At 70.9% G+C, this 21,836-nt stretch carries 18 protein-coding genes; 12 read left to right on the top strand and 6 right to left on the bottom strand.

The annotated features are described in order from the left end of the window. Positions 1–2 precede the first annotated feature (2 nt). The 4 genes from MKL20_RS06085 (at position 3) to MKL20_RS06100 (ending at position 4,989) form a co-directional block, all read left to right on the top strand. Positions 3–680, top strand: coding sequence for a hypothetical protein (locus MKL20_RS06085; RefSeq protein ID WP_244035923.1), 678 nt, complete (start codon positions 3–5; stop codon positions 678–680). Beyond that, on the top strand, positions 677–3,913 hold the full coding sequence (locus MKL20_RS06090; RefSeq protein WP_244035924.1) for a helicase HerA domain-containing protein: 3,237 nt from the start codon (positions 677–679) through the stop codon (positions 3,911–3,913). The genes MKL20_RS06085 and MKL20_RS06090 overlap by 4 nt, the downstream gene beginning before the upstream one ends. Before the next feature lie 168 nt (positions 3,914–4,081). Continuing rightward, positions 4,082–4,510, top strand: coding sequence for an RNA polymerase sigma factor region1.1 domain-containing protein (locus MKL20_RS06095; protein WP_244035925.1), 429 nt, complete (start codon positions 4,082–4,084; stop codon positions 4,508–4,510). Between the two features lie 89 nt (positions 4,511–4,599). Beyond that, positions 4,600–4,989 (top strand): phage holin family protein, encoded by a 390-nt coding sequence (locus MKL20_RS06100; protein WP_244035926.1) that lies wholly within the window; start codon positions 4,600–4,602, stop codon positions 4,987–4,989. 152 nt (positions 4,990–5,141) lie between these two features. Here the strand turns inward: MKL20_RS06100 and MKL20_RS06105 are convergent, their stop codons facing one another. From MKL20_RS06105 to MKL20_RS06115, 3 genes are all read right to left on the bottom strand, one after another. After that, a complete protein-coding gene (locus tag MKL20_RS06105; protein WP_244035927.1) occupies positions 5,142–6,875 on the bottom strand; it encodes a sensor histidine kinase in 1,734 nt (577 codons plus the stop codon). A gap of 6 nt (positions 6,876–6,881) precedes the next feature. Then, on the bottom strand, positions 6,882–7,211 hold the full coding sequence (locus tag MKL20_RS06110) for a hypothetical protein (RefSeq protein ID WP_244035928.1): 330 nt from the start codon (positions 7,209–7,211) through the stop codon (positions 6,882–6,884). A gap of 155 nt (positions 7,212–7,366) precedes the next feature. Beyond that, complete coding sequence (locus tag MKL20_RS06115; RefSeq protein ID WP_243970703.1) at positions 7,367–7,591, bottom strand: hypothetical protein; 225 nt, start codon at positions 7,589–7,591, stop codon at positions 7,367–7,369. Between the two features lie 738 nt (positions 7,592–8,329). Between MKL20_RS06115 and MKL20_RS06120 the strand changes: the two genes are divergently transcribed. Then, positions 8,330–8,551 (top strand): DUF6894 family protein, encoded by a 222-nt coding sequence (locus tag MKL20_RS06120; protein ID WP_243970701.1) that lies wholly within the window; start codon positions 8,330–8,332, stop codon positions 8,549–8,551. Positions 8,552–8,825: 274 nt separating this feature from the next. On the opposite strand, the gene MKL20_RS06125 is transcribed toward MKL20_RS06120, so the two are convergent. Together MKL20_RS06125 and MKL20_RS06130 are read right to left on the bottom strand one after the other, a co-directional pair. After that, complete coding sequence (locus MKL20_RS06125) at positions 8,826–9,689, bottom strand: SMP-30/gluconolactonase/LRE family protein (RefSeq protein ID WP_244035929.1); 864 nt, start codon at positions 9,687–9,689, stop codon at positions 8,826–8,828. Positions 9,690–9,759: 70 nt separating this feature from the next. Then, complete coding sequence (locus MKL20_RS06130) at positions 9,760–11,073, bottom strand: sugar MFS transporter (RefSeq protein WP_244035930.1); 1,314 nt, start codon at positions 11,071–11,073, stop codon at positions 9,760–9,762. A gap of 156 nt (positions 11,074–11,229) precedes the next feature. Here MKL20_RS06130 and MKL20_RS06135 point away from each other — a divergent pair, with 156 nt between their 5' ends. From MKL20_RS06135 to MKL20_RS06145, 3 genes are all read left to right on the top strand, one after another. Further along, entirely contained in the window at positions 11,230–12,381 is a 1,152-nt protein-coding gene (locus tag MKL20_RS06135) for an aldose epimerase family protein (protein WP_244035931.1), read from the top strand. 173 nt (positions 12,382–12,554) lie between these two features. Then, a complete protein-coding gene (locus tag MKL20_RS06140; protein ID WP_244035932.1) occupies positions 12,555–13,706 on the top strand; it encodes an aldose epimerase family protein in 1,152 nt (383 codons plus the stop codon). Continuing rightward, the gene (locus MKL20_RS06145) at positions 13,703–15,502 is read left to right on the top strand and encodes an IlvD/Edd family dehydratase (protein ID WP_244035933.1); all 1,800 of its coding nucleotides are present in this window, start codon (positions 13,703–13,705) and stop codon (positions 15,500–15,502) included. Before MKL20_RS06140 ends, MKL20_RS06145 begins: the two co-directional genes overlap by 4 nt. A gap of 37 nt (positions 15,503–15,539) precedes the next feature. On the opposite strand, the gene MKL20_RS06150 is transcribed toward MKL20_RS06145, so the two are convergent. Beyond that, positions 15,540–16,280: a FadR/GntR family transcriptional regulator gene (locus MKL20_RS06150; protein WP_243970690.1), complete on the bottom strand. Its 741-nt coding sequence runs from the start codon at positions 16,278–16,280 to the stop codon at positions 15,540–15,542. Between the two features lie 145 nt (positions 16,281–16,425). Between MKL20_RS06150 and MKL20_RS06155 the strand changes: the two genes are divergently transcribed. The 4 genes from MKL20_RS06155 to MKL20_RS06170 all read left to right on the top strand — a co-directional run bounded on the left by MKL20_RS06155 (position 16,426) and on the right by MKL20_RS06170 (position 21,617). Beyond that, positions 16,426–18,033 carry an aldehyde dehydrogenase (NADP(+)) gene (locus MKL20_RS06155; protein ID WP_244035934.1) on the top strand — a complete coding sequence of 536 codons (1,608 nt, stop codon included), beginning with the start codon at positions 16,426–16,428 and terminating at the stop codon, positions 18,031–18,033. A gap of 67 nt (positions 18,034–18,100) precedes the next feature. Beyond that, positions 18,101–19,081, top strand: a complete 981-nt coding sequence (gene araD1, locus MKL20_RS06160) for an AraD1 family protein (protein WP_244035935.1) — start codon at positions 18,101–18,103, stop codon at positions 19,079–19,081. 1 nt (position 19,082) lies between these two features. Further along, on the top strand, positions 19,083–20,018 hold the full coding sequence (locus tag MKL20_RS06165) for a Gfo/Idh/MocA family protein (protein WP_244035936.1): 936 nt from the start codon (positions 19,083–19,085) through the stop codon (positions 20,016–20,018). A 75-nt stretch (positions 20,019–20,093) separates the two neighbouring features. Then, the gene (locus MKL20_RS06170; protein WP_244035937.1) at positions 20,094–21,617 is read left to right on the top strand and encodes a carbohydrate porin; all 1,524 of its coding nucleotides are present in this window, start codon (positions 20,094–20,096) and stop codon (positions 21,615–21,617) included. Positions 21,618–21,836: the final 219 nt, after the last annotated feature.

The raw sequence follows: 21,836 nt of genomic DNA on the forward strand, positions 1-21,836 counted from the left end.
CGATGAGCGAGTCGGTAACGCCGAAGCAGGCGCTGATTCTGTGGTGCCTGATCGGCCGGTGCGGAAGCGCCCTGCAGAGCGCGATCACGCCCCGCATCGACAAGGCGGACCGGGAAGCCCTCATCAAGGGCCGCTACCTCGAAGCCGTGCGGCACGGGCGCTCGCTGCGCTTGACCGTCACGGACAAGGGCTGGAACTGGGCGGGCGGGCATATGCGCGAGCCCCTGCCGCCGACCTTCCGTGTGCTGCAGGACTGGCTGGCGCGCATCCAGGCCGATCTCGCCGCGACGGGTCGTGCCCTCGCCGACCTCGTCGGGACCGCCCCCGACGAGCCGGCACCGGCCGTGCCGCGCCCGCCCGCGAGCAAACCGGCGGCCAAGGGAGCGAACACGGGAGCGAAGAAGCCCGGGCCCAAGCAGCTCCGCGCCCGAATCGAGACCGCGTATCTCGCGCTGACCGGCGGGGAGAGGGCCAAGGCCGTGCGCTTGAGCGCCCTGAGGGCCGAGCTCGGCGACCTCGACCGGGCGACTGTCGATGCGGGCCTCGCGGCGATCCTGCGCGGCGACAAGACGGCGCGGCTGAGCCAGTTCAGCGATCCCAAGTCGCTCACATCCGCCGAGCGCGAGGCGGCGTTCAGCCCGGCCGGCGAACCCTTCCACATCCTCTGGATCCAATCATGACCGATGCCCTCGACGCTCTGCGCCGGGTCGATTTCGATTGGGTGCGCACGCTCGACAGCATCTGGGTCGACACCGCGCCCATCGGCAGCCCGAACGAGCGCCTCGTCCCCGGCCTCGTCGCCGACCTGCACGCCAAAGCCCGCAAGCCGGCCGACCGCGCCATCGGCCGCGTCTTCGTCGGGCCGGCCGGCGTCGGCAAGACCCATCTGGTCGGGCAGCTCCGCCGCGAGGCCTGGCGCACCGGTGCGTGGTTCGTGCCCCTGGACGTCCTCGGGCTGACGGATTTCTGGCGCAGCGCGGCCCTGAGCTTCGTGACCGCCCTCCTGCAAAAGATGCCGGACGGACGGCGGCAATCGGATGCGGTGCTGGCGGGCGTGGCACGCCGCTTCGGGGTCGAGACGCAGGTCGAGGCCGCGTTCAACACCCCGAATATCGACGCCCGCCGGATCGTCGATGTCCTCGTCACGGCGCTGATGCGGGTCGATGCGGCGCGGGCGCTCAAGCATCTCGACGTGTTCCGCGCGCTCTGCCTGCTGCGCTCGCAGGATTTCGGCGTGGTCGGCCTCGCCCATGCCTGGCTGCAGGGCTACGACGCCGACCCGGTTGAGCGGGCCGCCCTGGGCTTCAAGACGCCGCCGCCGGCCCCCGTCGAGCTCGTGCGGGGCATGAGCTGGATCATGGCCCTGAGCGGTCCGACGCTCATCGCGGTCGACCAGATCGACGGGATCATCGAGAGCAGCCGGCTCGCCGCGGAGGATGGGCTCGACGCGGAAGCCGGCCTCGCCGAGGTGCTGGCCGCGGGCCTGCTCGAGGTCAACATCGTCTGCGACCGCAGCATGACGGTGGTGACCTGCCTCGAGGAATCCTGGGCGCGCCTCACGGCGCGCAGCCTCGCGCCGATGCTGGGCCGCTTCGGGGAGCCGACGGTGCTGCTGGGCATGAACGAGCAGGCTGCCGCCGCCGCCCTCGTGGCCGGCCGGCTGGCCCCAGCCTACGCGGAGACCGGTTTCGAGGCCCCGTCGCCGACCTGGCCGTTCAGCGCGCGCGCCATCGCGGAGGCGGCAGCGGCCAACATGATGCCGCGCACCCTGCTGATGCGCTGCGACGCCGTCCGCCGCCGCTGCCTCGCGGAGGGCGCGGTCACGATCTGCGACAGCCTCGGCAAGGCGCCGGATGCGCCGGTGACGGTGGCGTCACCCACCGAGTTCGACCTCGCCGAGGCCTGCAAGGCGGCCGACATTTCGGGCATCCGCAGCGACGAGGATCGCTGGCTCGGCCAGTTGCTGCGCGACGTCTTCGACCTCTACACCCTGGAGGACGACCCGGACGACACGCTCGACGTCGCCAGCCGGGGCGAACCCGACCAGCGGATCCCGCCGCTCCACGGACGGCTGATCTTCATCCATCATGACGAGAACGACCGCGAGCGGCACGTCTGCTACCGGGCGCTCCAGCACCAGAATGCCATCGCGTTCCAGGCCCGCCTGCGGGCGGCGCTCACAGCCTCGGGCATCTCGGCGCGGATCCCCGACCGGGAATTGCTGCTGGTCCGCCGCGGGCCCATGCCGGGCGGGTCCAAGACGAAGCAGCTCGTCGCGGCGTTCACGGCGGCCGGCGGCCGGTCGATCGATCCCTCGGACGAGGACCTGCGGACCTTCGTCGCCCTGCGCGACCTGCACGCCTGGGCGCAGGCGGAGGGCATCTCCGACCGGTTCGAGCGCTGGATCCGCGCCGAGCAGCCGCTGGTGAAGACGGCCTTCTTCCGGGACGCGGGCCTCGCCCACGCGGCGGCCAGCGCAGAGGCCCCCGCATCCGGCCGGACGATCCCGGCCCCGAGGAGCGACGGAGAGGACATCGCTCTCCCGATCGCCCAGAAAAAGGCCGCCCCCGAGGGGTCCGACGCTGCCGGCAAACCCGCTTCGGCGCGGGCGGATGCCGATGGGCCGGGCCGGGCGATCCGGGCCGAGGGGACCGCCTCCGGGTCGGCTGCGCCGGACGCGATCCCGGTCGGGCACCGGATGACGCCCGACGCCCCCGAGGTGAGCCTGCCCCTGCGCCTGCTGCCCCGCCACACCGCGATCATCGCGGGCTCGGGCTCCGGCAAGACCGTGCTCCTGCGCCGCCTCGTGGAGGAGGCCGCCCTGGCGGGGATTCCGGCCATCGTGATCGATCCCAACAACGATCTCTCGCGGCTCGGCGACGCATGGCCGGCGCGACCGAAAGGGTTTTCCCCGGAGGACGACCGCAAGGCGGCGCTCTACGCCGAGCGGGTCGAGGTCGTGGTCTGGACGCCGGGCGTGCATGCCGGCAACCCGCTGTTTCTCTCGGTCCTGCCCGACTTCGCGGAACTCAGCGCGGATCGGGACGAGCGCCAGCAGGCGATCGAGATGGCGGCCGAGACCCTGGGCCCGCTGGCCGGCGCCAAGACCAATCTCCTGCGCGGCGTGCTGGCCGGCGCGCTCCATCATTTCGCGGACCGGGGCGGGGGCAAGCTCAACGACTTCATCGCCCTGCTCGCGGACCTGCCCGACGGGATCAGCCCGATCGGCAACGCCGCCAAGCTCGGGCTCGGCATGGCGGACCAGCTTCATGCCGCGATCGCGACGAACCCGCTTCTGAAGGTGGACGGCGCGGTGCTCGACCCGCGGCAGCTGTTCTTCGGGCGCGACCCCGCGCGCACGCGCATCTCGGTCATCAACCTGTCGGGCCTTGCCTCGGACGCGGCCCGGGAGGATTTCGTGAACCGGCTCCAGATGACGCTGTTCGGCTGGATCAAGAAGAACCCGTCCCCGCGCGGCATGCTCTACGTGGTCGACGAGGCGCAGACCTTCCTGCCCGCCCAGAAGGCGTCGCCGGGCCTCGGCAGCGGCATCAAGCTCGTGGCGCAGGGTCGCAAGTATGGGCTCGGGATGATCGTGGCGACGCAGGTGCCGCGCGGCATCCACAACCAGGTCGTCTCCAATTGCACCACGCAGTTCTTCGGCCGGCAGAGCGCACCCGCGACCATCGCGGCCGCCCAGGAGATCCTCGCGGCGAACGGGGGCACTGCTGCCGATATCGGCAAACTGGGGGCGGGGGAATTTTATTTCGCCACCGAGGGCTCGGGACGGCCGGCCAAGCTGCGCACGCCGCTCTGCCTCTCCTACCACCCAGCCAACCCGCCGACGCCGGAAGAGGTCGTTCGTCAAGCCAGGCGCTCGACCGAGCCGGATACCCGCGCGGGGGCCTCCTGAGGCACCCGATCCCGGGCCGGCGTCGCCACGCGCGGCGACGCCGGCCACGTTCAAGGCGCGGCACTGGTAGCTGCCTGCCTCATTGTAATCCTGCGGCATGGGCAGCTTCTCGGCGCGGCGCGGGGTGCGCGGCTTGTTGACATTGGCGGGCAGGGGCGGGGGTCGCGGATGGCGCAGACGATCGATCGCGGGACGCTGGACCGGCTGATCGCCCTCGGCCGGGCGCGCGGTGAACTCACGGCGCAGGACCTGCAGGCCGCGCTGCCGGTCGACCGCATGGAAGTCGACGCCCTGGTGCTGGTGATGCTGGAGCTCGACGCCGCGGGGGTCAGCGTCGAGCCGGAGGCGTTCGGGCCGCCCGTGGACCGGCCGATCTCCGGATCGCTGATGCTCCCGGAGCAGCTCTCCGGGACGCCGCCGCCTGTCTTGCCCGCGGGCGGGACGGGAGCCCCGGCCGTGCCGGCGGAGCCCGCGCCGATCCGGCCCGCCACCCCGCCCGAGCGGGATCCGGACGGAAGCCGGGACGTCACCCGGGCCGTCGCCCTGGCGGGGCTCGCGACGCTGCTCATCCTCGGCGCCGTGCTGTTGTTGCTGTGATGCCCGGCTGTGAGGCTCCGGGCCGGAACGCTTCCGCGGGCCGCCCCGTTGGCCCCGGCCCTGGCGGACCAAGAGGACGAACCCCGACCATGCGTCAACGCGCCGATAACACCCTGGCCCTGCTGGTCGCGGCCCTGCGCGAGAGCGCGGCGCATATGGAGGCGCTGCTGACGCTGGCGCGGACCGAGATCGACGGCAACGTCCGGGCCATCGTCTCGCTGATCGCGATCGTGGGCACGATCCCCGTGCTGCTGATCGTCACGTTCTTCCTCGGGCTCGACGCGGTGGTGAAGCTGCTCGCCGTGCCGTTCGGCTCCGAGGCGCCGGCGGCGCTGATCGTCGCGGCGCCGTTCCTGGCCGTGGCGCTGGTGCTCGGCTGGCTCGGCCTGCGCCGGATGGCGCTCTCGAACCTGGAGCCGTGGCGGACGTGGCGGCAGGTGAAGCAGGATGCCCGCGAGGTGGCGCGGACGCGGGCCTAGAGTCGCGCGCGACCGCATACGGACAAACGATCGGGGTTTCAAAAGGTCTTCGAACTTTTGCGGGTGCAGGGCAGAGCCCTGCGAGCCTCGGGACTTTGTCCCAAACCTGACCAAAGGGCTCCAAGCCCTTTGGAAACCCAGGGCTTTGCGATTTACTGCGTCGGCGCCAGGATCGCGCTGAGTCCCGGATCGAGCGGCACATCGAGGTGGCAGCGGAGGCCCTCGGCCTCGAAGGCGAGGTCGACGAGGCCGTCGAGTTCGCGCCGCACCCCACCCGAGATCAGGCGTGTCCCGAAGCCGGCCCGGGCCGGCGGCTGCACCGGCGGGCCGCCGCTCTCCTGCCAGGTTAGGCGCAGGCGCAGCGTCCCGCCTTCCATCGCGGCGAGGGACCACGAGACCCGGACGCGTCCCCCGGAGACCGAGAGCGCGCCGTACTTGGCCGCGTTCGTGGTCAGCTCGTGGATCGTCATGCCCAGAGCCAGCACGTGCCGGGGGGACAGCGAGACGTCGGGACCGTCGAGGCCGATCTGGTCGCCGCCCGTGCGATAGGGGCTCAGCTCGCTCTCCAGCACCTCGCGCAAGGAGGCCCCGCTCCAATCCTCGCGGGTCAGGAGGTCGTGGGTCTTGGACAAAGCCAGGATCCGCGCCTCCAGGACCCCCTCGGACCCGCGGGACTGGCGGGCCAGCGCCTGCACGGTGGCCAGCGTGTTCTTCACCCGATGGTTCAACTCGTGCAGCATCGTCACCTGCTGCTCCTGGAGGGCGCGCCCGCGGCGGATCTCGGCGTGCAGCTCGTCGGCGTTGCGCTGAAGCGTGCCGGCCATGGCGTCGAGCTTGCCGCCGAGTCGGCCGAACTCCGTGGTGCCGCGCACGCCCGTGCGGGCGGTGAGGTCGCCGGCCTGCCAGGCGGCCGCGATCCGGAGCAGGCGATCGATCGGGCGGCGGATGAACATCCGTCCGGCCAGGAGCGCCGCCGCCAGCGCCAGCACCGCGCCCAGGGCGATCAGCACCAGCCCGCGGCGCGTGGCGGCGTCGATATCCGCGAAGGCCGCCGCGCTGTCGCGTCCGACCATCAGGCGCACCCCCGCGAGCGGTCCCCCCGGCCTAGCGGTGGCGATGATCCGGGTGCGGCCGTCGAGGCCCTCGGCGATGCGCACGTCGCCGTCCCCGGCCGTCAGCATCGCGGCGCGTTCCGGCGGAATCCGTTTGCCGATCCAGTCCGCCCCGTTCGGGCGCTGCGCGATGATGAGGCCGTCGTTATCCGTCACCGTGATGGCCGTCTCCGCCTGGTGCAGCGTCTGCTCCAGGTGGTCAGACAGCCAGTCGAGATCGACGGCGGCCAAGAGGACGCCTGTGGCCGGGACGCCGGTCGCTCGAATGCCTGTCGCCGCGGCGACCGCCTCGTCGGCCGCGGACACCACCCGGGCGAAGTGGATCGACGGCCGTTTCGAAACGATGCCCTGCGCGTAGCCGCCGACCGCGAAGCCGTCCGCCTCGAGGGCGCGGCGGTGATAGGCCCGCGCCCCGCTCGAATAGGCCCCCGCCGCGGAACCGGCGCTGTCGCAGATCACGCTGCCGTCGGGATCCGTGAGCGCGATCAGGATCACGTGCGGGAGCCGGGCGGCGGATCGCTTTAGATACGCTTCACAGGCGGCGGGCTCGCGCGCCCGCACGGACGGATCCCCGGAGATGAGGTCGAGGGCCTGCCGCATCCGGTCCGACAGCTGGGCGAAATCCTCCGCGGCGCCCCGGACTGTGGCGAGGGCGTCGGCGCGCACCGCCGCGTCGCGGCTCGTCCGCAGGGCGACCTCATTGTAGCCCTGGATCACCAGCGCTGGGGTGAGCGCCAGCAGCACCAGCAGCAGGATACGCGTGGTCAGCGACATGGCTCGTCAGTCGCGGCCCTCGCCGGCATGAGCGGCCTGGAGCGCGGCGAATCCGAGGTCGCCCGGAACCTCCACGATCAGGTCGCGCAACGCCGGCTCATCCTCTACCACGCGCACGGTATGACCGCGCTCGCCCCGGTGCCGTTCGGTCAGGCCGGCCGCCGCCCTCTCAGGCGCTCCGACACCGAGGTGCCGCGACAGATAGAGCTTGACCGTCCTGCCGCAAGCCGACGCCGCGTGGATCCGGCCATGTCCCGCCAGCGGCTCGGCCAGGCCGGCGATCATCGACAGGCTGGTGCGGAACGGCAAGGCTCCGGCAGCGATCGCCGGTCTCACGGCCTGCGGATCGCGCGGCATCGGCCGGACACGGCCGGCGCCGGGGCAAAGGCGAGATCGAAGGCTGTACGCCGGCTCATCCCGGCCTTGTTGCAGAACCGGCGGACGCTCGCCAGCCCGCAGACGGGCTCGGCCTCGAAACGCTGCGGCTTGCCTTAATGCTCGTGGCTGCGCGCTCCGCCCGCGACGGGGCGCAGATGCAGGAAGCTGCGCTCGCCGGTAGCCGCCTCCGCGACGTGCTGGATCGTGTCGAGCAGCTCGGTGACCGCCTGCGGCGCGGCGGGTCGGAACTGCGCCTTGGGCTCGACCCAGCGCTTCCGCGTGCGCCTCGCGGCGATCTGCGCCTCGCTCAGCGCATCGAAATCCCGGCGTCGAACCATGGCTCAGCCCTCCGTCCGGAACTGTGTCGGCCCATGGTTGACGAAAGGTTAACGCCCCGGGCTGATCGGTGCCGGCATGGCGATCCCGCAGCCCCAAGGGGCGGGGTGGCGGCACACGAGCCTAGAGCGGCGCCGGGCCGCGCGGCTCCGTCCGGTCCGTCAAGGTCCGCAACAGTTTAAGCAGCACCGCGCGGATACGCGCGCGAAGGTGGGTCTCGTCCGACATGGGTCGATCTACGGCGCGACGACGCTGGAAGTTTCAGAAACCCGCTATTTCGTACGGCGTTGCTACGCAAAAAGGCGGTCGTGCGCGGAAGCCCGCGCGCCTCCCATCACCCAAGGGCGTATTGCCAAGCCGCCCTCAGCGCGTCTGATCCTTGGGTATTGATGGCGTACCGATCTTCGAGAGAACGCTCCGGATATGCGCCCGCACCATCTCTTTTCTGTTTGAACCGGTGCCCGTGCTCTTCGCAGCAGGCGGCTCTTCGGAGGTCGACATGTCAAAGCCCCGGGGTCGGAAGCACCACCTCTTCGGGCCACTGGGTGTGGGCGGGCGGGCTATGGCCAAGATCTATATTAGATCGCCGCGATCAAATCTCGGCGTTATTGTCGTAGCGCCGACCAATTCACGTTTTAGCTACATTAAGGTTTATCGCAGTCGGCGTTGGTCGCAGCCGCGCACCAGACTACGTAGCATGGTCCGAGCGCCCGCCAGCGGGTTCCAGCAGGGGGAAGTCGGTGCCCGAGCGCTTTTACTTCGATGTCGAGAACGACCGGGAGCGGATCCGGGACGATGTGGGCGTCGAGGCCGAGAGCCTGGAGGAGGCCCTGGCCGAAGCGCACAGCGTGATCGAAGAGATGGCGGGTTCTGTCGGCAGGGGCGCGTCCGGCGCCTCGTGGACCCTGGTGGTCCGGGATGCCGCCGGGTCGGTGGTCGGCCGCCTGCCGATCCAGCCGTGAGGGTGCCCCGATCAAAGAACCCGCCGCGGCACGGGCCGGGCGGGTTTGAAGGTGATCTCGTCTCGGAGAATGCCGGATCTTAGACGCCGCACCCGACGGCCGCATCCCTCATCCGGGGGAAAGCCTCCACACGTTTCAGCGATGCCTCGGCCTGGAGCCGTTCCCGATCGCGTTGCAATCGGGAACGGCTCCAAGTCCTTGATTGAACGCGCTCGCTGACGCCGAACCGGTATCCACTTCGGCGGCGCGCGCCTGACCGGAAGGATCGAGGCGATCAGCCGCCGAAGGCGCGGGGCGGCAGGCCGCTCACGCCGACATCGAGCTCGAACAACGCCCCCGCGGAGGGCTCGTGCTCGGCGCCCCGCGACGCCGACGTGACGAACAGCCGGTCGAGCCCTGGGCCCGCGAAGGCGCAGCTCGTGATGTTGGTGGCCGGCAGCGGGATGGCCCGCAGGAGGCGCCCCTCCGGATCCACCCGGCTGAGCCGGCCCGCGCCCCAATGGCCGATCCACAGGCAGCCATCGGCATCCGTGGTCATCCCGTCGGGCCAGCCCCAGGCCTCGGGGAAGCGCAGGAACTCGCGCTTGCCCGTCAAGGTGCCGTCGGCGGCGAGGTCGAAGGCGAAGACGGTCCGGGCGGCGCTGTCGCTGTGATAGAGGATCCGGCCATCGCGGCTGAAGGTCGGGCCGTTGGCGACGCCGTAAGCGCCGTCCATCCGGCGCCAGGTCAGGTCGGGATCGAGCCGGTGCAGGGCGCCCGAGATCGCGGTCTCGGCCTGGTGCATGCTCCCGGCCCAGATCCGGCCGGCATGGTCGACCTTGGCGTCGTTCAGGCGGTTGTCCGGATAATCCGGCTCCGGATTGCCGATCGGGGTGACGCTGTCGGCCTCCAGGTCGAACACCGCGAAGCCGCTCTTCAGGCCGATGATGAAGTCACGCCGCCGGGCGCGGGGGATGATCCAGCCGATCGGCTCCGGGAACGGGCGCGTGCCGGTCGCGCCGCTGGCGAGGTCGAGCCAGCGCAGGGCCGGCGCCTCGATATCGACCCAGAACAGCCGATCCCGCTCCGGCACCCAGACGGGGCCTTCGCCGAGCCGGTCGCGCTCGGCACGGGCGACGATGCGGAACTGTGCTTCCATGGATCGCCTTCTTCCAGTCCAGCGACGGGTCCCGGCCCGCCGCCTCACGCAGCATCGCGGGCGGGGCCGATCAGGCGCGGTCTGACGCGCCCCGGCTCGGCCGGCTGCCCCACAGCGCGAAGAACAGGACGTAGAGTTCGCAGGCGGCCGTGATCAGGAAGGAGTGCTGCAGGCCGAACCGGTCGGCGGCCCAGCCCTGCACCACCACCAGGGAGCCCCCGGCGATCGCCATGATCAGCAGGCCCGCCCCCTCCTCGGTCAGGGGCCCGAGGCCGCGGATGCCCAGGGTGAAGATCGTCGGGAACATGACGGCGTGGAACAGCCCCACGGAGATCAGCGCCCACATCGCGAGCGGCCCCGTCGCGAAGGTCGCCACCAGCATCACCGCGAAGGCCGCGATGGCCGCACCGGCCAGGATGGTCTCGGCGGAGCGCCCCTGCATCAGGTAGCTGCCGACGAAGCGGCCGACCATCATCCCACCCCAGAGCAGGAACAGGTAATGCGAGGCCTCGGTGTGCGTGAGGTTGCCGATCTCCGGCTGCGAGACGAAGTTGATGAACAGGTTCGAGACCCCGATCTCGGCGATCAGGTAGATGAAGATCGCCGGCACGCCGAATACGAGGTTGCGGTGGCGCCAGAGCGACAGCGTTCCGCGCTCGGTCTTGGCGGTGCGCTTCGCGGCATCGTCCCCGCCGCCGATGGCGGGGAGGGGGAAGCGGGCGATGACGACAGCAAGGACGACGAGGATCGCCGCCACGATCAGGTAGGGGAGCTGCACCGACTGCGCGTCGGCCAGCCGCTCGGCCGGGCTCAGGGCGGTGCCGGCGGCGACGTTGCCCGAGGCGGAGCGGCCGAGGATCAGGTAGCCGCCGAACAAAGGCGCCAGGGTCGTGCCGAACGAGTTGAAGGCCTGGACGAGGTTGAGGCGCGCCGGGGCGGTCTCCGGCGGCCCGACCACCGCCACGTAGGGGTTGGCGGCGACCTGGAGCAGGGTGATGCCGCTGGCGATCACGAACAGGGCGGTGAGGGTGATCGCGTACGAGACCTGATGCGAGGCCAGGACCATGCCCAGCGTGCCCAGCGCCATGATGCCGAGGCCAACCACCAGGGCACGCTGGTAGCCGATGCGCGCGATCAGCTTCGCCGCCGGGATCGAGGCCACGAAATACGCGATGAACCACACCGACTCGATCAGCGTGGTCTGCGTGTAGCTGAGGTCGAACACGCTCCGCAGATGAGGCAGCAGCGTGTTGTTGATGACCGTGATGAAGCCCCACATGAAGAAGAGGCTCGCGAGCAGCGAGAGGGCCGGGCGGTAGCTGCCCTGGTCCCGCGTCGCCGTCTCCGCCGCGGGCGCTCCGATGCTCGCGATCGGTCCTGCCATCAAACGTTTCCTCTTGCCGGGGCCGCCTTACGGGCCCCTTATTGTGAATTTCATTTGTATGAGTATATAGCGGATGTGCCGACGTCAACCGCGGCACCCTTGGAGGGCCGGCGCACGATCGGCAAGGGGAGGGCGAGCATCTTGCCAGGGGATCGGATGCGTGGAGTGGGAGCGGTTGCGCTGGGCGCCTGTGCGGCGATCCCGGTGGTCGCCCAGGCGGCCGAGCCGGTCCGGACCGTGTTCGGCACCTTGCCGGACGGCCGCACGGTCGAGGAGGTGACGCTCACCAACGGCAAGGGCGTCACCGCCCGCGTCATTGCCTGGGGCGCCCTGCTGCGGAGCCTCGAGGTGCCCGACCGCGCCGGCAAGCCCGCCGACATCGTCCTCGGCTACCGCGATCTCGCCGGCTACCTCGCCCAGCCCAACTATTTCGGGGTCAGCGTCGGGCGCTACGCCAACCGGATCCGCGGCGGGCGCTTCACCCTCGACGGCCGGACCTACACGCTCGCCACCAACGACGGCCCCAACGCCCTGCACGGCGGCACCGCCGGCTTCGACAAGCGGCTCTGGACCATCACCGAGGTCAAGGGCGGCGCCACCCCGTCGGTCACCCTGCGCCATGTCAGCCCGGACGGCGAGGAGGGCTATCCCGGCACGCTCACGGTCACCGCGACCTATGCGCTGGACGACACCAACACCCTCACGGTCACGTACCAAGCCACCACCAACAGGCCGACGATCGTCAACCTGACCAATCACAGCTTCTTCAACCTCGCCGGCGAGGGTTCGGGGCGGTCGATCCTGGGCAACGTCCTGACCATCCCGGCCGAACGCTACACCCCGGTCGACGCGACCCTGATCCCGACCGGCGAGCACGTTCCGGTTGCCGGCACGCCGTTCGATTTCCGCAAGCCGACGGTGATCGGCGACCGTATCCGCGACGGGCGGGACATCCAGATCGTGCGCGGGCGTGGCTACGACCACAACTGGGTCGTGACCGACGCCCCGACGGCCGAGCCGCATCTCGTGGCCCGGGTCGAGGATCCCGAATCCGGCCGGGTCCTGGAGGTCGCCAGCAACCAGCCGGGCGTGCAGTTCTACGCGGGCAACTTCCTCGACGCGACCGCGGTGGGCAAATCCGGCCTCGCTTACCGGCAATCGGACGCCCTGGCGCTGGAGCCCGAGCTGTTTCCCGACACGCCGAACCAGCCGGCCTTCGGCTCGGCCCGGCTCGATCCCGGTGCGACCTACCGGAACGTCATCACCTACCGCTTCTCCACCGGCGCGGCGCATCGAGGCCACGAATGATCGATCGCCCGACAGGACCGCCATGACCGCGCTCCTCCGAAAGCGCGCCTGATTTCAGTATCGGCCCCGGGACACTTCGACCGCCCCGGGCGCCGAGACCTGATGTGTATGAGTAGATAGAATGGCCTGCGCGCAATCGGCAGGCCAAGCCGGCGACGGCAGAAGGAACCTGGATGCGTCTGTTGAAGTGGTTGGTGCTGTGCGGCTGTGCGACGATCCCGATGGTCGCACAGGCGGCCGAGCCGGTCCGGACCGTGTTCGGTACTCTGCCGGACGGCCGCACGGTCGAGGAGGTGATGCTCACCAACGGCAAGGGCGTCACCGCCCGGGTGATCGCCTGGGGCGCCCTGCTGCGGAGCCTCGAAGTGCCCGACCGCGCCGGCAAGCCCGCCGACATCGTCCTCGGCTACACCGATCTCGCGACGTATCTCGACAAGCCGAAACGGTTCGGGGTGACCGTCGGGCGCTACGCCAACCGGATCCGCGGCGGGCGTTTCACCCTCGACGGCCGGACCTATACGCTGGCCACCAATGACGGCCCCAACACGCTGCACGGCGGCACCGCCGGCTTCGACAAGCGGCTCTGGACCATCACCGAGGTGAAGGGCGGCGCCACGCCGTCGGTCACCCTGCGCTACGTCAGCCCGGACGGCGAGGAAGGCTTTCCCGGTACGCTCACGGTGACCGCGACCTACGCGCTGGACGCCACCAATACGCTGACCATCAACTACCAGGCCACCACCGACAAGCCGACCGTCGTCAACCTGACCAATCACAGCTTCTTCAACCTCGCCGGCGAGGGCTCGGGCCGCTCGGTCCTCGACCAGATTCTGACCATCCCGGCCGAGCGCTACACCCCGGTCGACGCCACGCAGATCCCCACGGGCGCGCATGTCCCGGTGGCGGGAACGCCGTTCGACTTCCGCAAGCCGACGGTGATCGGCTCGCGCATCCGCGACGGGCGGGACATCCAGATCGTGCGCGGGCGCGGCTACGATCACAACTGGGTCGTGACCGACGCGCCCACGGCCGAGCTGCATCTCGTGGCGAAGGTCGAGGATCCTCACTCGGGCCGGGTCCTGGAGGTCGCCAGCAACCAGCCAGGTGTGCAATTCTACACCGGTAACTTCATCGACGCGACCGTGGTGGGCAAATCCGGCCTCGTTTACCGGCAGTCGGACGCCCTCGCGATCGAGCCCGAACTGTTCCCCGACACGCCGAACCAGCCGGCCTTCGGCTCGGCCCGGCTCGACCCCGGCGCCACTTACCGGAACGTGATCACCTACCGCTTCTCCGCCAGCTCCGCACCCCGGACCCAGCCATGACCGATCGCCCGACCAACCGCCCCCTGCGCTCCCGCGCCTGGTTCGACAACCCCGACAACATCGACATGACGGCGCTCTACCTGGAGCGCTACCTGAATTTCGGGTTGAGCCTGGAGGAGCTGCGCTCGGGCAAGCCGATCATCGGCATCGCCCAGACCGGCTCCGACCTGTCGCCGTGTAACCGGCATCACCTCGTCCTGGCGGAGCGCGTGCGCGAGGGCATCCGCGAGGCCGGCGGCATCGCCCTCGAATTCCCGGTCCATCCGATCCAGGAGACTGGCAAGCGGCCCACCGCCGGCCTCGACCGCAACCTCGCCTATCTCGGCCTCGTCGAGCTCCTGTACGGCTACCCCCTCGACGGGGTGGTGCTGACCACAGGCTGCGACAAGACCACCCCGGCCTGCCTGATGGCGGCCGCCACCGTGAACATCCCGGCCATCGCCCTGTCGGTCGGTCCGATGCTCAACGGCTGGTACAAGGGCCAGCGCACCGGCTCCGGCACCATTGTGTGGCGGGCGCGCCAGATGCTGGCCGCGGGGGAGATCGACAACGACGGCTTCATCAAGCTGGTGACCTCGTCGGCCCCCTCCACCGGCTACTGCAACACGATGGGCACGGCGACGACGATGAACGCGCTCGGCGAGGCGCTCGGCATGATGCTGCCGGGCTCCGCGGCGATCCCGGCGCCCTACCGGGACCGCCAGGAGGTCGCCTACCGCACGGGCAAGCGCATCGTCGAGATGGTGGCGGAGGACCTCAAGCCGACCGACATCCTGACCCGGGAGGCGTTCCTCAACGCGATCGTCCTCAACTCGGCGATCGGCGGCTCGACCAACGCCCCGATCCACCTGGCCGCGCTCGCCCGCCACGCGGGGGTCGAGCTCGACATCGCCGACTGGCAGACCCACGGCCTCGACGTGCCGCTGCTCGTCAATCTGCAACCGGCGGGCGAGTATCTCGGTGAGGATTATTACCGCGCCGGCGGCCTCCCGGCGGTGGCCGCGCAGCTGATGCGGCGCGGGCTGCTCCACGAGAACGCTCTGACGGTGAACGGGCGCACCATCGGCGACAATTGCCGCGGCGCGGAGATCGAGGACGAGGATGTGATCCGCCCGATCGACCGGCCGCTGAAGGAGGCCGCGGGCTTCCTGGTGCTGCGCGGCAACCTCTTCGACGCGGCGATCATGAAGACCAGCGTGATCGGCGAGGAGTTCCGGCAGCGCTACCTCTCGAACCCCGAGGACCCGGAGGCCTTCGAGGGCCGGGCCGTAGTGTTCGACGGACCGGAGGATTACCACCACCGTATCGACGACCCGGCGCTGGGGATCGACGACAACAGCATCCTGATCATGCGCGGCGCCGGCCCGGTCGGCTACCCGGGCGCGGCCGAGGTGGTGAACATGCGTCCGCCCGCCTACCTGATCCGCGCAGGGGTGCACGCGCTGCCGTGCCTCGGCGACGGGCGCCAGTCCGGCACCTCGGCCTCGCCCTCGATCCTCAACGCCTCGCCCGAGGCGGCAGTCGGCGGCGGCCTCGCGCTGCTGCGCACCGGCGACCGGGTGCGGATCGACCTGAAGTGCGGCACCGCCGACATGCTGCTCGACGCGGACGAGATCGAGCGGCGGCGCAAGGCCCTGGAGGAGGCCGGGGGCTACGCCTATCCGGCGTCCCAGACCCCATGGCAGGCGATCCAGCGTGCGAGCGTCGGGCAGATGCACACCGGGGCGATCCTGGAGGGCGCCGAGCGCTTCCAGCGCATTGCTCAGACCAGCGGGCTGCCGCGCGACAACCACTGAACGGAAGCCCCGCCGCCGTGACGGCGGCGGGGTTCTTTTACGCCTTCAGCGACAGTTCGGTGTCGGCAAGCGCGAGGCGGACCAGTTCGGTCATCGCCGCGCGCGCCGCCTCGACGTCGCCAGCCACGATCGCCTCGTACAGGATCCGGTGGTCCGGCATCGGATCGCGGGGCAGGGCGCTGCGGCGCTGCTTGAAGATCGTCGTCCAAGTCACGGCCGCGGCTATGGAACTCGACAGTGCCATCAGCGGCCCGTTGCGCGCCGCCTCCAGGATCGTGTTGTGGAAGGCCTGGTCGGCGGCCCGCCCGATCTCGGTGGCGAGGCCGTAGCGGCCCATCTCCTCAAGGGCATGGCCCATCCGGGAGATGTCGAGCCCCGAGCGCCGCTCGGCCGCCAGGGCCGCCGCCGCCGGCTCGACGATCATCCGCAACTCGAACAGATCCCGGATAAAGGTTTCGCTGGGCTCGGCCTCGAAGGCCCAGGCGAGGATGTCGGGATCGAGCAGGTTCCAGCGGCTGCGCTGGGTCACGCGGGTACCGGTGCGGGGCCGGCTCTCGACCAGCCCCTTGGCGCTGAGGATACGCACCGCCTCGCGATAGGCGGTGCGCGAGACCTTCAACTGCTCCGAGAATTCGATCTCGCCGGGCAGAACGTCTCCCGGCGCGTAGCGGCCCGCCAGGATCGCGATGCCGAGATCGCGCGCCACCGAGCCGTGGATCCGGCGCGAGCCCGAGGCCAGCGGCAGCTTGATGTCCTCGAACCCCGGATCCCCCCTCACCCGACACCTCCAGTCCGAGCCGCCAGGACGGGGCAGGATCGCCGCGATCGTACCTGGAAGTTGTAGGAGCGCAAGCGGCGACACCCGCAAGCATCATAGTGCCGCCAGGCTTGCAGCCACTGCACAACTGCTCTAAGTTATTTGTATGAGTAAAGAGCTGAGTGTGAATGCGGAGATTCGCGGCACGATCCTGATCGGCGCCGAGGATGCGACTGCGGCAGATACCTTCCGGGCCGTCGAGGCGGCAACTGGCGCGGCGCTGGATCCAGCCTTCTCCGCTGCCGGCGCGGCGGAGGTCGCGGTGGCCTGCGCCCTGGCGGATGCGGCGTTCCCGAGCTTTTCCGAATCGACCCCCGAGGTGCGGGCCGGGTTCCTGGAATCCGTAGCCACGGCCGTGGGCGATCTCGGCGAGCCCCTGATCGAGCGGGCCATGGCCGAGACCGGGCTGCCGCGCGCCCGGCTGGAGGGCGAGCGCGCCCGTACCATCGGCCAGCTGCGCCTGTTCGCGAGCGTCGTCCGGGCGGGCGACTGGGTCCAGGCCACGATCGATCCGGCCCAGCCCAAGCGCACGCCCCTGCCGCGCCCCGACCTGCGCCGCCGCCACGTCGCGCTCGGCCCAGTGGTGGTGTTCGGCGCCAGCAACTTCCCGCTCGCCTTCTCGGTGGCCGGGGGCGACACCGCCTCCGCACTCGCGGCCGGCTGCCCGGTGGTGGTCAAGGGCCACCCGGCCCATCCCGGCACCGGCGAATTGGTCGCCCGGGCGGTGCGGGCGGCGGTCGCCGCCAGCGGCCTGCATCCGGGCGTGTTCTCCTACCTGCCGGGGCCCTCGAACGCCCTCGGGACGGCGCTGGTCGCCGATTCGCGGATCAAGGCGGTGGGCTTCACCGGCTCGCGTGGCGGCGGACTCGCGCTGATGCGGGTGGCGGCGGCCCGCCCCGAGCCGATCCCGGTCTATGCCGAGATGAGCGCGGTCAATCCGGTCTTGCTGCTGCCCGGCGCCCTGCGGGCGCGGGGCGCGGCCCTGGCCGCCGGCTTCGGCCAGTCCCTGACGCTGGGGGCCGGGCAGTTCTGCACCAATCCGGGCCTGCTGATCGGGATCGCCGGTTCCGACCTCGAAGCCTTCGCTGAGGCCGCTGCAGCGGCGATCCGCGAGAGCGCGCCGCACGCGATGCTGACCGCCGACATCCGCGCCCGCTTCGAGCAGGGCGTCGCCGAGATGGCGGGCCGCCCGGGGGTGACTGTCGCGGCGCGCGGGGAGAAGGCTGGTCCCGGTGGCGCCCCCGCCACCCTGCTGCGCACGGACGGGGCGCGGTTCCTGGCGGATCCCGGCCTCGCCGACGAGATGTTCGGCCCCGCGGCGATCCTGGTGGCGGCCGCGGACCTCGATGAGGTCAACCGCATCATCGCCGCGCTCCCGGGCCAGCTCACCGCGACCCTGCATCTCGACCGCGCCGACGAGCACATCGCCGCCGGCCTGGTCCCGGCCCTGGCCCGCAAGGCCGGCCGCATCCTCGCCAATGGCTGGCCCACCGGCGTGGAGGTCGCGCCCGCGATGGTCCATGGCGGCCCGTTCCCGGCGACCTCGGACGGGCGCAGCACCTCGGTCGGCACCCTGGCGATCGAGCGGTTCCTGCGCCCGGTCTGCTACCAGGACCTTCCCGAGGCGCTGCTGCCGCAGCCCCTGCGCCCGGACAATCCCTGGCATCTCACCCGCAGGGTCGACGGCACCCTCAGCCCGACCTTCGATCGCTGACGCGCCGGCGCGCGGCGCCACCTGATTTCGAGCCGGTCCGCCGAAGGCTGGCCCTGGGAGGATCACGATGGGTCAATCACTCCTACAATTCCGTGCCCCCGACGGGCGGCGGGGTGTGGCGGTGCTGGAGGACGGCCGGGCGCGGAGCGTGGTCGGCGTGGACAGCGTCCTGGAGCTGGCCCGGCGCGCACTCGCGGCGGGGGACGGCTTGGCCGAGACGGCGGCCCGGCTCGGGCTCGGCGACACCGTGGATCTCGACGCCGTGCGGCTGCTGCCCCCGATCGACCACCAGGATCCCGCGCATCTGCTGCTCAGCGGCACCGGCCTGACCCATCTCGGCTCGGCCGAGGGCCGGGACAAGATGCACCGCGCCGCGGCGGCGGATCCGGCCCCGACCGATTCCATGCGGATGTTCCGGATGGGCGTCGAGGGCGGCAAGCCCGCCCCGGGCGAGACCGGGGTCCAGCCCGAATGGTTCTACAAGGGCGACGGCGCCGCGATCGTCGGCACCGGCGAGCCGCTCCTGTCGCCCGCCTTCGCCCTCGATGGCAGCGAGGAGCCGGAGATCGCCGGGATCTACCTGATCGACCCGGACGGCCATCCGGTGCGCCTGGGCTTCGCGCTGGCGAACGAGTTCTCCGACCACGTCACCGAGCGCGGCAACTACCTGTGGCTCGCCCATTCGAAGCTCCGTCCGGCCGCGCTCGGGCCGGAACTGTGGCTGGGGGCGCTGCCCGCCGACGTGCGCGGCTCCAGCCGCATCCGGCGCGACGGCGCTGTGCTTTGGGAGAAGCTGTTCCTCTCGGGTGAGGCGAACATGTCCCACACGATCGAGAACCTGGAGCGGCACCACTTCAAATACGCGCAGTTCCGCCGCCCCGGCGACCTGCACGTGCACTTCTTCGGCACCGCCACCCTGTCGTTCAGCGACGGCGTCACGGCCCAGCCCGGGGACGTGTTCGAGATCGAGGCTGCGCCCTTCACCCTGCCGTTGCGCAATCCCCTGGCGGTCGCGCCCGCCCGCGAACTCGCCGTGAAGGTCCTCTGAGATGTCGGTTTCGAACGGAACGATCCGCATCGGGCTGGTCGGCGTCGGCAAGATCGCCCGGGACCAGCATCTGCCGGTCATCGGTGCCTCGCCGGACTACACCATGACCGCCGTGGCGAGCCGGGAAGGCCGCTTCGAGGGAGTGCCGAACTACCGCACGCTGGCGGAGATGCTGGCGGGGCAGGGCGACCTCGACGCGGTCGCCTTGTGCCAGCCGCCGCAGGTGCGCTTCTCGGCCGCCCTGGCGGCGATCGAGGCCGGCCGGCACGTCTTCCTGGAGAAGCCCCCGGGGGCGACGCTCGCGGAGGTCGGGATCCTGGTGGAGGCCGCGCGGGCGCGGGGCGTCACCCTGTTCGCCAGCTGGCACTCCCGCTACGCCCCCGGGGTCGAGCCCGCGCGCCAGTGGCTGTCCGGCCGCCGGATCCGGTCGGTGGCGATCGCCTGGATGGAGGATGTCCGGCACTGGCATCCCAACCAGGCCTGGATCTGGCAGGCCGGCGGCATGGGCGTGTTCGATCCGGGGATCAACGCCCTGTCGATCGCCACCCACATCCTGCCGCCGTTCTTCCTCACCGGCGCGACCCTCTCGGTCCCGGAGAACCGGCAGGCGCCGATCGCCGCCGACCTGCACTTCACCGACGCCGCCGGCACCCCGATCGAGGCCGTGTTCGACTGGCGCCAGACCGGCCCGCAGACCTGGGACATCCGCGTCGACACCGAGGACGGCCTGCTGGTGCTGTCGAAGGGCGGCAGCGTCCTCACGATCGACGGCAGCCCGCAACCGCTGCTTCCGGAGGCCGAGTATCGCGGCCTCTACGACCGCTTCGCCGCCCTCGTCCGTTCCGGCACGAGCGACGTCGACCTGAACCCGCTGATCCACGTCGCCGACGCCCTCCTGCGCGGCGAGCGCCGCACCGTGGAGGCCTTCACGGACTGACCGGAGGGATCCCGGCGGAACACCAACGCGACAGAGCCAATCAGGGCCGCGCGTTACTAAGGGGGAGTCACTGTTATGGGAAAGTACACGCGATGGGCGGCGCTCGCATTGTGCGCCGCGACACTCTCGGCGGGCGTCAGCCCGGCCGAAGCTCAAGAGCCTAATGCTCCGGACGGGGGACCGTCCCTGGTGAACCCGGGTCCGAAGGCGAGTCCGGCGGCGAAGGCCCAGTACCGCGCAAACCGCGCCCGGCGGCGGAACGTGCGCTCGGCGCGGAGCTTTGCCGGCGCCGATAGCGCGGCGGCTGCGGCCGACGTGCAGGGCGCCAGCGCGACGCCGCCGGGCCTGCCGCCGGGAACCCTCGACCTCGGCAACGGGATCAGCATGATCCTGAACTACACCGGCGAATTCGCCGCCAACCCGTCGGGCGGCATCCGCCAGGGGTCGGACTACACCGGCCAGATCGTGTTCGGCCTCGATGCCGACCTCGGCCGTCTCGCCGGGATCGACGGCGGCGCGGTGCATACCATCGTGACCCAGCGTCACGGCCGCAGCCTGTCGCAGGACTATATCGGCAACAACACCAGCGTCCAGGAAGTCTACGGCGGCGGTCAGACCGCGCATCTCACGGTGCTGTCCTACGAGCAAAAGCTGTTCGACAACCGCCTGGACGTGGAGGTCGGTCGCCTTCTGGCCAACCCGCCGTTCCTCGCCTCGCCGCTCTACTGCAACTTCCAGAACAACGGCACCTGCGGCGCGCCGAAATCCGCGTTCAAGATGACGAACTTCACCTACTGGCCGATCGCGAGCTGGGGCGGCCACGCCAAGGCCTGGGTCAACGACAAGGTGTTCGTGCATGCCGGCGTCTACGAGGTGAATCCTCGCAACCAGCGTGACGACCGGAACGGCATCGACTGGTCGACCAACGGCGCCACCGGCGTGGTGATCCCGGTGGAAGTCGGCTACTCGACCAACTTCGGCAACGATCCGCTGCCGCGCAACTACGGCATCGGCGCGATCATCGACCAGTCCGACTACAGCGATCCCGTGCTCGACGTGCGCCGCGGGCCTCGCCTGTTCAGCGGGCTCGACGACCTGACCCGGTTCGGCCGGTCGGCGGTCTATGCCCGGTTCGACCAGATGGTCTGGCGTCCGGACCCGAACGGCATCCAGGGCCTGACGCTGTTCGGGGTCGCGCTGGGCGCCACCGGCGGGCGGCAGACCCAGGACTTCTTCCTGGAGGGCGGCGCCGTTCTGACCGGTACCTTCCCGGGCCGGCCCTACGACACCCTCGGCGCCGTGTTCGTGATGGAGAAACTTTCCTCCCTCGGGGCAGCCAATATCCGGGCGGCGCGCGCGTCGTACGGGCTCAGCAGCCGCAACGTCGAAACCCTGCAGACCATCCTGGAGCTGAGCTACGGCATCCAGCTCACCCCGGCGGTGCGGCTGATGCCGAACCTGCAATACGTGATCGACCCGGACCAGACCCGCTTCCCGTTCCGGCCGAAGCCGATCCCGAACGCCTTCGTGGTCGGCGCGAAGCTCTCGGTCGACCTGTTCACCCTGGGCGGTCTGGCCAAGGGCCCCGGGAGCCTCTGACATCAGGGTTACCACGACGACGCCCGCGAACCCGCCCCCAGCGGGCTCGCGGGCGGGACGGTAACCGGATCGGCGCGCGCGGAACATCCGCGCGCGCCGATCGCGTTTCGGGGCGGGCGATCAGGGCCTCGCAGGCGAAGGCCGCCCGCAGGATCCGGCGCCAATGAAGCCAATGAAGAGGTGCAGGCCCAATCCCGGCAGCCGTGCGAGATCCATGGT

This window comes from Methylobacterium sp. E-066 (genome assembly GCF_022829635.1).
Classification (GTDB): Bacteria; Pseudomonadota; Alphaproteobacteria; order Rhizobiales; family Beijerinckiaceae; genus Methylobacterium.

Bases quoted from the DNA above. Each gene is read 5' to 3' on its own strand.
- MKL20_RS06135 (WP_244035931.1), top strand. From the start codon at position 11,230: ATGCGTGGAGTGGGAGCGGTTGCGCTGGGCGCCTGTGCGGCGATCCCG.
- MKL20_RS06170 (WP_244035937.1), top strand. From the start codon at position 20,094: ATGGGAAAGTACACGCGATGGGCGGCGCTCGCATTGTGCGCCGCGACA.
- MKL20_RS06115 (WP_243970703.1), bottom strand. From the start codon at position 7,591: ATGGTTCGACGCCGGGATTTCGATGCGCTGAGCGAGGCGCAGATCGCC.
- MKL20_RS06100 (WP_244035926.1), top strand. From the start codon at position 4,600: ATGCGTCAACGCGCCGATAACACCCTGGCCCTGCTGGTCGCGGCCCTG.
- araD1 (WP_244035935.1), top strand. From the start codon at position 18,101: ATGGGTCAATCACTCCTACAATTCCGTGCCCCCGACGGGCGGCGGGGT.
- MKL20_RS06130 (WP_244035930.1), bottom strand. From the start codon at position 11,073: ATGGCAGGACCGATCGCGAGCATCGGAGCGCCCGCGGCGGAGACGGCG.
- MKL20_RS06165 (WP_244035936.1), top strand. From the start codon at position 19,083: ATGTCGGTTTCGAACGGAACGATCCGCATCGGGCTGGTCGGCGTCGGC.
- MKL20_RS06095 (WP_244035925.1), top strand. From the start codon at position 4,082: ATGGCGCAGACGATCGATCGCGGGACGCTGGACCGGCTGATCGCCCTC.
- MKL20_RS06105 (WP_244035927.1), bottom strand. From the start codon at position 6,875: ATGTCGCTGACCACGCGTATCCTGCTGCTGGTGCTGCTGGCGCTCACC.
- MKL20_RS06090 (WP_244035924.1), top strand. From the start codon at position 677: ATGACCGATGCCCTCGACGCTCTGCGCCGGGTCGATTTCGATTGGGTG.
- MKL20_RS06140 (WP_244035932.1), top strand. From the start codon at position 12,555: ATGCGTCTGTTGAAGTGGTTGGTGCTGTGCGGCTGTGCGACGATCCCG.
- MKL20_RS06155 (WP_244035934.1), top strand. From the start codon at position 16,426: ATGAGTAAAGAGCTGAGTGTGAATGCGGAGATTCGCGGCACGATCCTG.
- MKL20_RS06085 (WP_244035923.1), top strand. From the start codon at position 3: ATGAGCGAGTCGGTAACGCCGAAGCAGGCGCTGATTCTGTGGTGCCTG.
- MKL20_RS06125 (WP_244035929.1), bottom strand. From the start codon at position 9,689: ATGGAAGCACAGTTCCGCATCGTCGCCCGTGCCGAGCGCGACCGGCTC.
- MKL20_RS06145 (WP_244035933.1), top strand. From the start codon at position 13,703: ATGACCGATCGCCCGACCAACCGCCCCCTGCGCTCCCGCGCCTGGTTC.